General features: G+C 67.7%; 15 protein-coding genes. 7 read left to right on the top strand and 8 right to left on the bottom strand.

Annotation, left to right across the window (positions count from 1 at the left end):
* Positions 1 to 79: 79 nt before the first annotated feature.
* A complete protein-coding gene (locus ACT009_RS02840) occupies positions 80 to 490 on the bottom strand; it encodes a BLUF domain-containing protein (RefSeq protein WP_445192878.1) in 411 nt (136 codons plus the stop codon).
* Positions 491 to 694: 204 nt separating this feature from the next.
* On the opposite strand from ACT009_RS02840, the gene ACT009_RS02835 reads away from it, so the two are divergent.
* Positions 695 to 1,219: a gamma carbonic anhydrase family protein gene (locus tag ACT009_RS02835; RefSeq protein ID WP_445192877.1), complete on the top strand. Its 525-nt coding sequence runs from the start codon at positions 695 to 697 to the stop codon at positions 1,217 to 1,219.
* Here ACT009_RS02835 and ACT009_RS02830 read toward each other — a convergent pair whose 3' ends face one another.
* The gene (locus tag ACT009_RS02830; RefSeq protein ID WP_445192876.1) at positions 1,220 to 3,796 is read right to left on the bottom strand and encodes a M1 family metallopeptidase; all 2,577 of its coding nucleotides are present in this window, start codon (positions 3,794 to 3,796) and stop codon (positions 1,220 to 1,222) included.
* A gap of 127 nt (positions 3,797 to 3,923) precedes the next feature.
* On the opposite strand from ACT009_RS02830, the gene ACT009_RS02825 reads away from it, so the two are divergent.
* Positions 3,924 to 4,892: an NAD(P)H-dependent flavin oxidoreductase gene (locus ACT009_RS02825; protein WP_445192875.1), complete on the top strand. Its 969-nt coding sequence runs from the start codon at positions 3,924 to 3,926 to the stop codon at positions 4,890 to 4,892.
* 97 nt (positions 4,893 to 4,989) lie between these two features.
* Here ACT009_RS02825 and ACT009_RS02820 read toward each other — a convergent pair whose 3' ends face one another.
* Together ACT009_RS02820 and ACT009_RS02815 are read right to left on the bottom strand one after the other, a co-directional pair.
* Positions 4,990 to 5,448 (bottom strand): DUF1465 family protein, encoded by a 459-nt coding sequence (locus tag ACT009_RS02820; protein ID WP_445192874.1) that lies wholly within the window; start codon positions 5,446 to 5,448, stop codon positions 4,990 to 4,992.
* A gap of 91 nt (positions 5,449 to 5,539) precedes the next feature.
* Entirely contained in the window at positions 5,540 to 5,737 is a 198-nt protein-coding gene (locus ACT009_RS02815) for a YdcH family protein (protein ID WP_445192873.1), read from the bottom strand.
* A 173-nt stretch (positions 5,738 to 5,910) separates the two neighbouring features.
* Here ACT009_RS02815 and ACT009_RS02810 point away from each other — a divergent pair, with 173 nt between their 5' ends.
* Positions 5,911 to 6,066 (top strand): YdcH family protein, encoded by a 156-nt coding sequence (locus tag ACT009_RS02810; protein WP_445192872.1) that lies wholly within the window; start codon positions 5,911 to 5,913, stop codon positions 6,064 to 6,066.
* 11 nt (positions 6,067 to 6,077) lie between these two features.
* On the opposite strand, the gene ACT009_RS02805 is transcribed toward ACT009_RS02810, so the two are convergent.
* From ACT009_RS02805 to ACT009_RS02795, 3 genes are all read right to left on the bottom strand, one after another.
* Positions 6,078 to 6,479, bottom strand: a complete 402-nt coding sequence (locus ACT009_RS02805; RefSeq protein ID WP_445192871.1) for a PilZ domain-containing protein — start codon at positions 6,477 to 6,479, stop codon at positions 6,078 to 6,080.
* A 68-nt stretch (positions 6,480 to 6,547) separates the two neighbouring features.
* The gene (gene dksA / locus ACT009_RS02800) at positions 6,548 to 7,012 is read right to left on the bottom strand and encodes an RNA polymerase-binding protein DksA (RefSeq protein ID WP_445192870.1); all 465 of its coding nucleotides are present in this window, start codon (positions 7,010 to 7,012) and stop codon (positions 6,548 to 6,550) included.
* Between the two features lie 518 nt (positions 7,013 to 7,530).
* Complete coding sequence (locus ACT009_RS02795; RefSeq protein ID WP_445192869.1) at positions 7,531 to 8,109, bottom strand: hypothetical protein; 579 nt, start codon at positions 8,107 to 8,109, stop codon at positions 7,531 to 7,533.
* Here ACT009_RS02795 and ACT009_RS02790 point away from each other — a divergent pair.
* Positions 8,075 to 8,341: a PEP-CTERM sorting domain-containing protein gene (locus tag ACT009_RS02790; protein WP_445192868.1), complete on the top strand. Its 267-nt coding sequence runs from the start codon at positions 8,075 to 8,077 to the stop codon at positions 8,339 to 8,341. The genes ACT009_RS02795 and ACT009_RS02790 overlap by 35 nt on opposite strands.
* Here the strand turns inward: ACT009_RS02790 and ACT009_RS02785 are convergent, their stop codons facing one another.
* Positions 8,342 to 8,803: a host attachment family protein gene (locus ACT009_RS02785; RefSeq protein ID WP_445192867.1), complete on the bottom strand. Its 462-nt coding sequence runs from the start codon at positions 8,801 to 8,803 to the stop codon at positions 8,342 to 8,344.
* 95 nt (positions 8,804 to 8,898) lie between these two features.
* Between ACT009_RS02785 and serS the strand changes: the two genes are divergently transcribed.
* The 3 genes from serS (at position 8,899) to tyrS (ending at position 12,698) form a co-directional block, all read left to right on the top strand.
* Positions 8,899 to 10,179 carry a serine--tRNA ligase gene (serS, locus tag ACT009_RS02780; RefSeq protein ID WP_445192866.1) on the top strand — a complete coding sequence of 427 codons (1,281 nt, stop codon included), beginning with the start codon at positions 8,899 to 8,901 and terminating at the stop codon, positions 10,177 to 10,179.
* Positions 10,180 to 10,205: 26 nt separating this feature from the next.
* Entirely contained in the window at positions 10,206 to 11,273 is a 1,068-nt protein-coding gene (locus ACT009_RS02775) for a peptidoglycan DD-metalloendopeptidase family protein (protein ID WP_445192865.1), read from the top strand.
* 174 nt (positions 11,274 to 11,447) lie between these two features.
* On the top strand, positions 11,448 to 12,698 hold the full coding sequence (tyrS, locus tag ACT009_RS02770) for a tyrosine--tRNA ligase (protein WP_445192864.1): 1,251 nt from the start codon (positions 11,448 to 11,450) through the stop codon (positions 12,696 to 12,698).
* Positions 12,699 to 12,741: the final 43 nt, after the last annotated feature.

Raw genomic sequence — 12,741 nt, 5'->3', positions numbered from 1 at the left:
CCCATAATTCGACATGAACTATCGGAACCGAACGCTTAATTACAGCTGTACGTTGCGCCCCGTCGCGGCTGCGACCGGATCAAGCTGCATGCTGCAGCGCGAACTGGTGGAAATAGGCATGGACGACCGGATCGTCGATCGGCGCGATCAGCGCCTGTACGTCGGCCGCGACGCTCGCCTCCACGCCCAGCGCCGCACCGGGCTGATAGCCCATCGACCAGTCGCCGAACTGCCGCTCCGTAATCGTCGATCGGCCGAGGATTACCACCGCGAAGTGGCGCGGATCGGCCCGGATCCGCTCGAATGTCGCAACTACCGCAGCCTCGGGACCCTCGAGCGCCTGAAGGAAGCGGCGACCGCCGACGACCAGCAGCCCGGTCACGCCGACCGCGCGATTGTTGCGGCGAGACACCCGCAAGATGCCGTCGAGTTCCGCGCTCAAGAGCGGCGCGCGGGCAGTACTGATGTAGAGCAGGCGGATCATCTGCATGCACTCCGTGAAGTTGATGCCTGCTACCGCGCAACTGCGAAACAGGTAGTTAAAGACGGCTTTGACTTACATCAACCAGATCGGTTGTTTTTGCGCTTGGGCGGGCACGGGACGGGCGAAACAGGATGAGCAAACCGGGGTTCGGCCGAAAGTCCTTGATCCACCGAACATGGCGGCGATGCTCGCGCGCCAAGGAGACCCGCAATGCCCCAATACGAACTCGACGGAAAACGCCCGGCGTGCCACCCCTCCGCTTGGGTCGCCCCGAGCGCCGACCTGATCGCCGACGTCGTGCTCGGCGAGGATGCCAGCGTCTGGTTCGGCGCGGTGATCCGCGGCGACAACACGACCATCGCGGTCGGCGCGCGCACCAACATCCAGGAAGGCGCAATGCTCCATTCCGATCCCGGCGCGCCGCTGACCGTCGGAGCGGACTGCACGGTCGGCCATCATGCGATCCTGCATGGCTGCACCATCGGCGAGCGCACCCTGATCGGCATGGGCGCGGTGATCCTCAATCACGCGGTGATCGGCGCCGATTCGATCGTCGGCGCCGGCGCGCTGGTCACCGAGGGCAAGACTTTCCCCGCGGGCAGCCTGATCATCGGCTCACCCGCGAAGGCGGTGCGGCAACTCGACGCGGCGACCCGCGCGTCGCTGCTGCTGTCGGCGCAGCATTACGTCGCCAGGGCACGACGCTGCGCCGACGGCCTCAGGCAGGTCGGCTGATCACTTCGCCAGCCACGACGTCACCGCAGGGCGCAGCTTGTCCGCGGTGCCCTTGCGCACCGCAATCGTGGTCAGCGCCCGCTCGGCGCCAGCGCGCTGGCCCGCGCCGAGATACTTGGCCGCGAACGCCCCGATCTTGCCGGGCATCGCCGGATCGTTCGATCGCGATCCCAGCGAAACGATGTAGCCCGGCCGCGCGCCCTCCTCGATGAAGCTCTCGGCCAGCGCGCGGTGGGCGACAGCCCAGTCGAACGCGAGCTCGGGATGCTTGAACGACACCGTCCGCAGCAGCGTGCCTTTCTGCGGCGCGGTCAGCGTAATCGCCTCCAGCAGCCCCAACGCCTTGTTGGCGAGCACGTCCGAGCGCCCCGCCCCCAGCAATCCAACCAGCGTGTTCTTCGCGACCGGGCTCGTCTCCGCGATCGCCAGCGCCAGCAGCGCGTCCCATTCCGCGGGCGTCGCGTTGGTCGCGTAAGTCGACAGGATCGGCTCGCGTACCGCGGGCGGGATCGCGGTCGGATCGGTCTTCAGCGCCGCGACATAGCGACGCGCCCGGTCCGCAACCGCCGGATCGCCGTCCGCGCCGAGCCGGCCGAGCAGTGCCTCGCGCAGGTTGGTCACCAGCACCGGCTCGCCCGCGGCCGCATCGACCCCGATGCGTGCAAGCACCGGCGACAGCAGGGCCCGATTGCGCGCGCGTAGCGGCGCCTCCAGCGGCGTGCCGAGATACAGCCCGGTCAGGCTGCCGAGCTGCCCCGACACCATCGACCATTCGAGCGGGTCCGCGGCCTCGCCGACCCGGCCCATCGTCGTCACCCAGCGCGACAGGTCCTGGTAACCGCCCGCCGCCAGCGCGTAATCGTCGCCCAGCGTACCCAGCCGGTCCTCCAGCGTCAGCTTGCCATAGTCGCGGACGATCGCGGCATGCCCCGCATCGTCGTACATCGCGCGGAGATAGCTGCCCTTGCCGCGGTTCAGCACCAGCGTCCCGCATCCCTTCACTGCGACGTCGGTGGTCGCGCCCGAGACGACCGCCCGGGTTTCTCCGCCGCCGAGGGTCGCGACGACCAGCGGCACGTGCCAGGTCTGCGCCGCCTTCGACGCCGCATCCAGCCCGAAGCGACCCTGCGCCAGCGTTGCCGTCGTGGTCCCGCCGGCGCATGTGGCGCCGGTCATCGTGACCAGCGGCACGCCGCCCTGCAGCGTGAAATCGTGCGCGATCGTCGTCACCGGCTTGCCCGCCGCGGCCGACAGCTCGGTCCACAATTGGTCGGTGACGGTGTTGCCGTATTTGTACCGCGCCATGTAGCTGCGGATGCCCTTGCGGAACGTGTCGGCACCCAGCGTCGATTCGAGCATGCCGATCACCGCCTGCCCCTTGGCGTAGGTGATCTGGTCGAAGGCATCGCTGATGTTCTCGACCGTCTCGATCGGACGGATGATCGGGTGTGATGCCGCGGTCGCGTCTAGGCCCATCGCGGTCTCCCGTTCGAACGCGATCGCCGATGCCTCGGCCTTCCAGGTCGGATTGAGATCGGCGGCGGACTTGCCCTCCATCCACGATGCGAAGCCTTCGTTCAGCCACAGGTCGTCCCACCACGCCATCGTCACCAGATCACCGAACCACTGGTGCGCCATCTCGTGCGCGACGACGGTGAAGATGCGCTGGCGGCCGCTCTCGGTGGTGCGCTTGGGATCGAACAGCAGCTCGTTCTCGAAATAGAAGATCGCGCCCCAATTCTCCATCGCGCCGAAGGTCTGGCTCGATCCGGGGCCCGCGATCATGTCCATCTTCGGTAGCGGATAAGGCTGGCCGAAATAATCGTTGTAATAGGTCAGCAGACGCTTGGCTTCCGCCAGCGCATAGTCGCCCTGGTCGACGACGCCGCGGCGGCTGATCACTCCGATCTCGGTCTTGCCCGCCATCACCGTCTTGCGCTCGAGATCGCCCATCCCGAGGAACAGCAGGTAGGACGACATCACCGGAGTCGGCGCGAATGCGTAGCGCTGGCTGCCGTCCGCGGCCTTGGTGATCGTCGCGGGCATGTTGGAGAAGGCGAGCTGCCTGGCGGGTGCGGTGGTGGTCAGCTTGAACGTCGCCTTGAACGACGGTTCGTCCCACATCGGCGCGAAGCGGCGCGCATCCGGCGCCTCGAACTGGGTCGCCAGCATCCGCGACTTGGATCCGTCGGTGTTGGTATAATCGATCGCGAACAGGCCGAGCGGCTGCTGGTTGATCTTGCCTGTCCAGCGCAACGCCAGCTTGTGGCGACCGACCGTCGCCGGCTGTGTCAGCGACAGCGTCACCCGCTGCTGCGCGGCGTCGTACGCCAACGTGGCAGGCCTGCCGTCGACCGTTGCCGACGAGATGGCGAGATCGGCGGCGTTGAGCGTGATCGTCCGGGTGGCCTGCTTGACGTCGACGTCGATCGTCTCGCTGCCCGCGAAGGTCATCTTCACCGCATCGGGCACCACCTCGATGTCGTAGGCGATCGGCGCCACCGTCTTCGGCAGTTGCCCCGCCGCGATCGCGGTGGAGGACGTCGTAAGGGCAAGCAGAACGGCAGCGATCTTCATGGGATATCGGGCTCCGGTAGGGCGTCGCCCGGCGTCTTACGCCTTTGCTACACCGGTGCAAGCGACCCTGGACATGGTCCGCAGGCGTCCAACTGGACAGCAAGATCGGTTTCGGTAAGAAACGGGTATGACGATGCCATCCATATTCGATCGCCTGCGCCTGCCCGTCATCGGGTCGCCGCTGTTCATCATCTCCGGTCCCGAACTGGTGATCGCGCAGTGCAAGGCGGGCATCGTCGGATCCTTTCCCGCGCTGAACGCCCGGCCGCAAGCACTGCTCGACGAATGGCTGCACCGCATCACCGAGGAACTGAGCAGTCACAACCGCGACCATCCCGATCGCCCCGCGGCGCCGTTCGCGGTCAACCAGATCGTCCACAAGTCCAACGACCGGCTGGAGGCCGATCTCGAAACTTGCGCAAAATGGCAGGTCCCGATCGTGATCACCTCGCTCGGTGCGCGCGAGGACCTCAACACTGCGGTCCATGCCTGGGGCGGCATCACGATGCACGACGTGATCGACGATCGCTTCGCGCGCAAGGCGGTCGAAAAGGGTGCCGATGGCCTGATCGCGGTCGCGGCCGGTGCCGGTGGCCATGCCGGGCGGCTGTCGCCCTTCGCGATCATCCAGGAGATCCGCATGTGGTTCGACGGTCCGCTCGCGCTGTCCGGTTCGATCGCGACCGGCGGCGCGGTGCTGGCGGCCGAGGCGATGGGTGCCGACTTCGGCTATATCGGCTCGCCGTTCATCGCCACCGAGGAGGCGAACGCCGAACCCGGTTACAAGCAGGGCATCGTCGACGGCCGCGCGTCCGACATCGTCTATTCGAACCTCTTCACCGGCGTGCACGGCAACTATCTCCGCGGCTCGATCGAGGCCGCGGGCATGGACCCCGACAACCTCCCCGAGGGCGATCTCAAGACCATGAACTTCGGCGGCGGCAACAGCAGCAAGGCCAAGGCGTGGCGCGACATCTGGGGATCGGGCCAGGGCATCGGCGTGGTCGACCGCGTGGAAAGCGTCGCTGACCGAGTCGACCGCCTGGAACGCGAATACCGCGCGGCAAAGGAACGGCTGGGGATTACGAGAGGCTGACCATGCCGGGCGTGTCCCCGCGAAGGCGGGGACCCAGTACTGGGCTCCCGCCTTCGCGGGAGCACACCCCGGACGGGCTACAGCCCTGCCGCGTACGTCAAAACGCCGCCGCGATCCGGCTCTGCAGCGACCGCGCCGGGCTCGGCGTCGCGAGCCCCTGTTGCGCCTCGTCCAGTCGCGCCACGCGGCGGTGCAGGTCCGCGCTCGCCGCAATCATCGCGCGCGCGGTGGCCGGCAATGCGCTTACCAGGTCGGCGTCGAACACCGGCGCATGACCCAGTCGACGCGACGGGTGGAGCAGGTCCGACCGGTCGAGTTCGCCGACATCGGCGGCACGCTGGGTCATCAGCCAGGCGATCACGTGCATCAGCCGCGTCGTCACCTTCAGCGATTCGCAGGAAAACCCCACCCGCACCAGCGGATCGAGCGCCTCGCGCTCGGCACGGCCGGCTTCGTCGAAATAGCTCCGCGCCTCGTCCGCCAGCAACATCGCCTCGGTATAGAGCCCATCGATCAGTCGGCGGTGGATGGCGGTGTCGTTGGCAGCCTTCATCATGCCGCTCCTTTGCCACAGCGGCGCTCACCTGCACAGGCTCCGCGGCACCTCGCTGGCACTCGTTACTGTGCCGCAACGGGCCAGCGCTGGCTCAGGCGATAATGTCCGGGATCAGCTCGTCCTCGATCATGGCGATCTCGTCACGCAGCCGCAGCTTGCGCTTCTTCAGCCGTGCCATCTGCAGCTGATCGGGCACGCCCGTCCCCGCCAGCGCCGCGATCGCGGTATCGAGATCGCGATGCTCGAGCCGGAGCAAGTCGAGCCGAGCTTCCAATTGTGCGTCGTCCATCGTCGCCCCCGCCTGCCCGTCCGATGACGATGCCCTAGCGCAGCGGCGGCGGCAAAACCAATCGTCGCGCGGTTCGGCTCGGCTAATCGCTTTAAGCCAATTCGTGCACGACTTTTTCGCGCGTCGGTGGTTTACTCGGTCCCCCCAACGATTGCATCAGGAGGTATACCGCCATGCAGACAACGCATCAGACGGCCTTGGCAACGAAGCATGCGACGCTCGATCGACGGATCGTCGAGGAAACGCATCGCCCGAAGCCCGACGACCTGATCCTGGCGGACCTGAAGAAGCAGAAACTTCGCTTGAAGGAAGAACTCGACGGCGCCTGAGCGTCGATCGATCAGGTCGGGTTCCTGCCGCCACGGTGGCGGGGGCCCAGGCCGACCGGCGTCGCATAGACCGGCGTCCGCGATCCCTGGCCGACCGGCTTGCGCGCCTTCTTGGGATCGATCGGATGATCGAATGCGATGCCCACGCGACCTTCGGTACACCAGGCGATCCGGCCGGTGACCTCGCCGATCCCGCGCAACTCCAGCGTCACCGGAGTCGCGGCGTCGACCACCCGGTCGACCTCCGCCATCATCCCGCCTTCCGACAGGTTGCGCACCCGCACTTCGTGATTGTCGGTGGTGCCGACGAACGTCAGCCGCGCCGTCAGGAACAGGCTGTCCCGCTTGCGCGGACGCTGTGCCGATCCGGCGGGGGATCGGTCGGCGATCGGGTCGCGGTTGAAGCTGTCCATCCTACCGATCTCGTAACACGAATAATGATGGAATTCGCGTAGGCTGCAAACCTTAGCGAATTGCTTACTCAATCTTCGCGCGACACCTTTTCGTTGCGTTCGTGACGCTCCTGCGCCTCGACCGTCATCGTCGCGATCGGCCGTGCCTCCAGCCGCCCCAGGCTGATCGGCTCGCCGCTGACTTCGCAAAAGCCGTATTCGCCCTCGTCGATGCGGCGGATCGCGGCGTCGATCTTGGCGACCAGCTTGCGCTGGCGATCGCGGGTGCGCAGCTCGATAGACCAATCGGTCTCGCTCGACGCGCGATCGGTGAGATCCGCCTCGCGCAGCGAATCGACCTGCAGCTGCGACAACGTGCTCTGTGCCTCCAGCAGGATGGCGTCCTTCCACCGCAACAGCTTCTTCCGAAAATAAGCCTGCTGCTTCAGGCTCATGAAGGGTTCGTCGGCGGTAGGACGATAGCCGTCGTCGGCATCGTTTGCCGGCGGCGGGGTCGATACTGAATCGGGTACTCGATTGATCACCGTTGCCATACCACTCTCCCTTCGGCCCTCTATGCCTCGGGGCCGCCCCCAAATGGTGACCGGGCCTATAATCGTGCGTCGTCGTGCCGACAAGCGAGCAGGCTTGCGTAAATGTCCCACGTCGCGACAGATTGTTGCGAATGCGCTATTTGCGCATCACTCGTCGCGTTGCGCCACTGCGCACAAATGACCCCGCGGGTTAACCATGAATCAGTGTCAACGCGGCACGTTAACGATACTATTGCCTGTGCTGATCATACGAACGCGTAAGTATTCGGCAGGATCAGGGTAAATGTCGTTGCACTTAATAGTTTCTTTTGCACTCTGCGCCATAGCGGCAACGCATACGGGGACTGGCAAGCAGCTCCCGTCTGCCAGCAACGAGAGAGTGTCCCTATGTCTGTGCGGATGGCGATGGCCAAATTGTGCGCGTGCGCATGCGGTGGTGCCGTGATCGGCGGTGGCGCGGTCCATGTCGCGGAAAGCCCCAAGCGCGCGCCGCACTTCACCAAGCAGGTCAAGCCGGTCTACACCAAGCCGGTCCGCCGCGTCGCCCTGGCCCGCCCGGCGCCGCGCCCGATCCGCCCGCGTACCCGAGTCGTGACGACCACGACGACCACCGGCTGCGCGCCGACGGTGATCGCGGTCGCCAACCAGCCTGCCCCCGCACCGATGCCGTTCGGCGACAGCTTCGGCGGCAGTGGCGGCGGCGTGCCCGTGGTGGTCGGCGGCAGCGGCGGCTTCTTCGGCGGCAGCGGCGGATTCGGTGGTGGGTTCTTCGGCGGCGGCAGCTCGGGCTCGAGCGGCAGCATCGTCGTTTCGTCGACGTCCAGCGGCGGCTCCACCTCCAGCAGCGGGGGCTCGACCTCGAGCAGCAGCAGCGGCGGATCGACCTCCAGCGGCAACGTCAGCAGCACCTCGTCGACCGGCGGGTCCTCGACGTCGACCGGTGGCGCGACGGTGTCGAGCACCTCGTCATCGGGCGGCTCGAGCGGCAACGTCTCGTCCTCGACCTCGTCCTCCTCGTCGGGCAACGTCGCCTCGTCGACTTCGTCGAGCTCGAGCGGCAACGTGTCGTCGTCAACCTCGACCAGCTCGAGCAGCAACGGCTCCTCGACGTCGACGTCGACCAGCTCGTCTAGCTACGGATCGAGCAGCAAGGGCTGGAGCAGCGGCGGCCACTGGTCGTCCAACGGCGGCTGGAGCTCCAACGGCGGCACCGGGTCGAGCGGCGGCAAGCCCGCGCCCGTCCCGGCCCCGCCGATGGTTTTCCTGTTCGGCGCGGGGGCAGCGGTGCTGATCGCACGCCGCCGCTTCGCCAAACCGGTCGAGGCCTGATCAGGCCGCGCTCAGCGCCTTCTCGATATCGGGCACCGGGTGCCCGGTCAGGTCCTTCGCGAGCTCGCCCGCCAGCCGGTTGCTGACTTCCTTGTGGTAATGCTTGCGCAGCTCGCCCAGCGTCTTGGGCGGCGCGACGATGATCAACGACTCGTATTCGTTGGCCAGCGCGCGCCGCTTGAGCATTTCCGCGGTCTCGGCGGCGAAGCGATCCTCCTCCTGCTGGTGGTAATCGGTCTCGTCCATCGATCCGCGCGACCCGGCGAACTGACCCCCGGCACCGCTTTGCGTCGACGATGCACCGCCCGCGGCGTCGGTCTTCTGGTCGCGGTCGGCCGGGTTCGGGTGCTCGACCGCGTGTTCGACCTGTAGGTTGGGGAACTCGGCATCGCCTTCGTTGCGGAAGAACAGCGCCTTGCGGCCATCCGCGACCAGCACGAACGCATTATGGGGAACCTGCATCGTCTCATACTCCCGGTCGTTGCAATCGGGGGCTCAACGCAAGGGGAGGCAGCCGGGTTGCGCCTGCGCGGGTGCCTCGGCATAGCCCGTGCATCATGCACGACATACGCGCCATCCGGGACGATCCCGCCGCCTTCGACGCCGCCCTCGCCCGTCGCGGCCTGCCCGCCAACGCCGTCGGGCTGCTTGCCGCCGACGATGCGCGCCGCGCCACGATCGCCGCCGCGCAGGAGGCGCAGACCCGCCGCAACGAACTATCGAAGCAGATCGGCCACGCGAAAGCACAGAATGACGAGGCGCGTGCCCAGTCGCTGATGGCCGAGGTCGCGGCGCTGAAGGACGCATTGCCCGGCCTCGAAGCCGCCGAGGGCGAGGCCGCCGCAACGATCGACGCCGCGCTCGCCGCGCTCCCCAATCTGCCCGCCGCCGACGTGCCCGAGGGCGAGGACGAGACCGGCAACGCGCTGGTCCACGAGCGCGGCACCCGGACCACCTTGCCATTCCCGGTGCGGGAACACGACGCGATCGGCCCCGCGATCGGCCTCGATTTCGAAACCGGCGTCGCGATCGCCGGCGCACGCTTTACGCTGGTCCGCGGCCCCGCCGCGCGCCTGCAGCGAGCGCTCGGCCAGTTCATGCTCGACACCCTCACCCGCGACCACGGCTATGAGGAGGTCGCGCCGCCATTGCTGGTGAAGGACGAGGCGGTGTTCGGCACCGGCCAGCTTCCCAAGTTCGCCGAGGACCTGTTCCGCACCACCGATGGCCGCTGGCTGATCCCGACAGCGGAAGTGTCGCTGACCAACATCGTCCGCGAGAAGATCCTTCCCGCTGGCGAGCTGCCGATGCGATTCGCCGCGCTCACCCCCTGCTTCCGCTCGGAGGCGGGCTCGGCGGGGCGCGACACCCGCGGCTACATTCGCCAGCACCAGTTCGACAAGGTCGAGATGGTCTCGATCGTCGCGCCCGACGTGTCCGAGGTGGAGCATGAGCGCATGACCCGCTGCGCGGAGAGCATCCTCGATGCCCTCGCGCTGCCCTATCGCCGGATGCTGCTCTGCGCGGGCGACATGGGCTTCACCGCGCGGCGTACCTATGATCTGGAGGTCTGGCTGCCCGGCCAGCACGCCTATCGCGAGATCTCCAGCTGTTCGACCTGCGGCGACTTTCAGGCCCGGCGGATGAACGCGCGCTATCGGCCGGAGGGCGAGAAGGCGACCCGCTTCGTCCACACCCTCAACGGCTCGGGCCTGGCGGTCGGCCGGACGCTGGTCGCGGTGATCGAGAACTACCAGCAGCAGGACGGCTCGGTCGCGGTGCCCCATATCCTCCGCCCCTATCTAGGCGGGCTTGAGCGGCTGGCGCCGATCGGATGATCCGGCGGGCGGCGATCGGGGCAGCGATGCTGACGCTCGCCGGCTGCATTCCGGGCGAGGACCCGCCCCGCGTCGCGGTCCGCCAGCCGCCGCCCCGCGTCGAGGAACGCCGTCCGGTCCAGGACGCCGGCCCGCCGCTCGACGATTATCAGCGCCGCCCGGTCGACGACGAGGTTTCGATCCTGCCCGCGCCAAAGCCCGCCTGGGAGGCACGACCGGTCGAGCCCGATGCGCGCATGGTGCCCGATGGCAGCTACGTGGTCCGGTCCGGCGACACGCTCCGCGCGGTCGGCGATCGCACCGGTGCGGGCAGCGAGGCGATCGCGCGCGTCAACGGTCTGCCGCCGCCCTTCACGATCCGCGCGGGCCAGCGCCTCGCCATTCCCGGCGGCCGCTACCACCTCGTGCGCCCGGCGCAGAGCGGCATCGCGATCGCGCGCGCCTATGGCGTCGAATGGTCGCGGATCGTTGCCGCCAACGCGCTCGCCGAGCCATACATCCTCCGCGTCGGCCAGCGCATCCTGATCCCCGGCGACAGCCAGAGCGGTCCGACCCGCGCCGAGCGCGCCGCCGCGTTCAAGCTCGACATCGACGACATCATCACCGGCGGCGAACCCGCCCCCGCGCCCAGCCAGCAGCCTGCCCGCCCGGTCGCCAGCGCCAGGCGCGTGTTGCCCGCCAACGCGGTCGTGGTCGCCCCCGCGCGGCTGACCGGCGGCGCCTTCATGTGGCCGGTCGACGGGCGCGTCGTGAAGCGCTTCGGCCCCGGCGCCAGCGGCGAACGCAACGACGGGATCAAGATCGCGGTCGCACTCGCCTCTCCGATCCACTCGGTCGCCGACGGCGTCGTGGCCTATGTCGGCGACGGCATCGCCGCGCTCGGCGGCCTGGTCATCATCAAGCACGGCGGCGGCTGGACCAGCGTGTACGGCCACGCCTCCAAGCTTCTGGTCCAGCGCGGTCAGAGCGTGAAGCGCGGCCAGACCGTCGCGCTGTCGGGCGACACCGGCTATGCCGACCAGCCGGAATTGCACTTCGAACTCCGCAAGGGGCGTACCCCGGTGGATCCGCAGACGCAGTTGCCGCGGAGTTAAACCTAGTAGCGATTATCGGACATCCTCGCGCTCGTTGTGTCCCCGCGGAGGCGGGGACCCAGTACTGGGCTCCCGCCTTCGCGGGAGCACGCGACGCAAGCGGCACACTCATGATCAATCGCCCACCATCCCCAAACACGTGACGCCCGCTCCCTCGCTTGCTAACCGCCCCCGATGACCTACCAGTCCGACCTGCTCACCACCCTCGCCGCGCGCGGCTACATCCACCAACTGACCGATGCCGCAGCGCTCGACGCGCTCGCCGCCAAGCAGGTCGTGCCCGGGTATATCGGCTTCGATCCGACCGCGCCGTCGCTCCACGTCGGCAGCCTCGTCCAGATCATGCTGCTCCGCCGGCTCCAGCAGACCGGGCACAAGCCGATCGTGCTGATGGGCGGCGGCACCGGCAAGATCGGCGATCCGAGCTTCAAGGACGAGGCGCGCAAGCTGCTCGCCGCTGACGGCATCCAGGCCAATGTGGCGTCGATCAAGCGGATCTTCGGACGCTTCCTGACCTTTGCGCCCGCAGGCGAGATGGGCGGCCCCAACGACGCGGTGCTGCTCGACAATGCCGAGTGGCTCGACGCGCTCGAATACATCCCGTTCCTGCGCGAGGTCGGGCAGCACTTCTCGATCAACCGCATGCTGTCGTTCGACTCGGTCAAGCTGCGGCTCGACCGCGAACAATCGCTGTCGTTCCTCGAATTCAACTACATGATCCTCCAGGCCTACGACTTCCTGGAGCTGTCGCGTCGCGCCGGCTGCCGCCTGCAGATGGGCGGATCGGACCAGTGGGGTAACATCGTCAACGGTATCGAACTGGCGCGGCGGATGGACGGCACCGAGGTATTCGGCGTCACCACCCCGCTGATCACCACCGCGGACGGCGGCAAGATGGGCAAGACCATGGCCGGCGCGGTCTGGCTGCACGAGGACCAGCTGCCGCACTTCGACTATTGGCAATTCTGGCGCAACACCGACGACCGCGATGTCGGCCGCTTCCTGCGCCTCTTCACCGATCTCCCGCTCGACGAGATCGCCCGGCTGGAGTCGCTCGGCGGCGCCGAGATCAACGACGCCAAGAAGATCCTGGCCACCGAAGCCACCGCGCTGTGCCGCGGCCGCGACGCCGCCGACCAGGCCGCGGAGACCGCCCGCCGCACCTTCGAAGAGGGCGCCGCCGGCGATTCGCTCCCCCGTTTCGCGGTCGCGCCGGGTCCGATCGGCATCGTCGACGCGCTGATCGGGATCGGCTTCTGCGCCTCGCGCGGCGAGGCCCGGCGCCTGATCGCGGGCGGCGGTGCGCGCATCGATGGCGAGCGCGTCGGCGACGAGACAGCGACCGTCACGATCGGCGAGGCACCGGTGCGCATCTCCGCGGGCAAGAAAAACCACGGCCTGATCGAACCGATCCGACCGATGTAAGTATCTGTAAACCGGTGACCCCTAATCGTTCCTGCAACGACCG

The sequence above is a fragment of the Sphingomonas sp. Tas61C01 genome (assembly GCF_052567495.1).
This window is presented reverse-complemented; position numbering and strand designations above follow the sequence as displayed.

Excerpts from the sequence above, each read along its gene's own strand:
- ACT009_RS02840 (WP_445192878.1), bottom strand. The coding sequence starts at position 490 with ATGCAGATGATCCGCCTGCTCTACATCAGTACTGCCCGCGCGCCGCTC.
- ACT009_RS02835 (WP_445192877.1), top strand. The coding sequence starts at position 695 with ATGCCCCAATACGAACTCGACGGAAAACGCCCGGCGTGCCACCCCTCC.
- ACT009_RS02830 (WP_445192876.1), bottom strand. The coding sequence starts at position 3,796 with ATGAAGATCGCTGCCGTTCTGCTTGCCCTTACGACGTCCTCCACCGCG.
- ACT009_RS02825 (WP_445192875.1), top strand. The coding sequence starts at position 3,924 with ATGACGATGCCATCCATATTCGATCGCCTGCGCCTGCCCGTCATCGGG.
- ACT009_RS02820 (WP_445192874.1), bottom strand. The coding sequence starts at position 5,448 with ATGATGAAGGCTGCCAACGACACCGCCATCCACCGCCGACTGATCGAT.
- ACT009_RS02815 (WP_445192873.1), bottom strand. The coding sequence starts at position 5,737 with ATGGACGACGCACAATTGGAAGCTCGGCTCGACTTGCTCCGGCTCGAG.
- ACT009_RS02810 (WP_445192872.1), top strand. The coding sequence starts at position 5,911 with ATGCAGACAACGCATCAGACGGCCTTGGCAACGAAGCATGCGACGCTC.
- ACT009_RS02805 (WP_445192871.1), bottom strand. The coding sequence starts at position 6,479 with ATGGACAGCTTCAACCGCGACCCGATCGCCGACCGATCCCCCGCCGGA.
- dksA (WP_445192870.1), bottom strand. The coding sequence starts at position 7,012 with ATGGCAACGGTGATCAATCGAGTACCCGATTCAGTATCGACCCCGCCG.
- ACT009_RS02785 (WP_445192867.1), bottom strand. The coding sequence starts at position 8,803 with ATGCAGGTTCCCCATAATGCGTTCGTGCTGGTCGCGGATGGCCGCAAG.
- serS (WP_445192866.1), top strand. The coding sequence starts at position 8,899 with ATGCACGACATACGCGCCATCCGGGACGATCCCGCCGCCTTCGACGCC.
- ACT009_RS02775 (WP_445192865.1), top strand. The coding sequence starts at position 10,206 with ATGCTGACGCTCGCCGGCTGCATTCCGGGCGAGGACCCGCCCCGCGTC.
- tyrS (WP_445192864.1), top strand. The coding sequence starts at position 11,448 with ATGACCTACCAGTCCGACCTGCTCACCACCCTCGCCGCGCGCGGCTAC.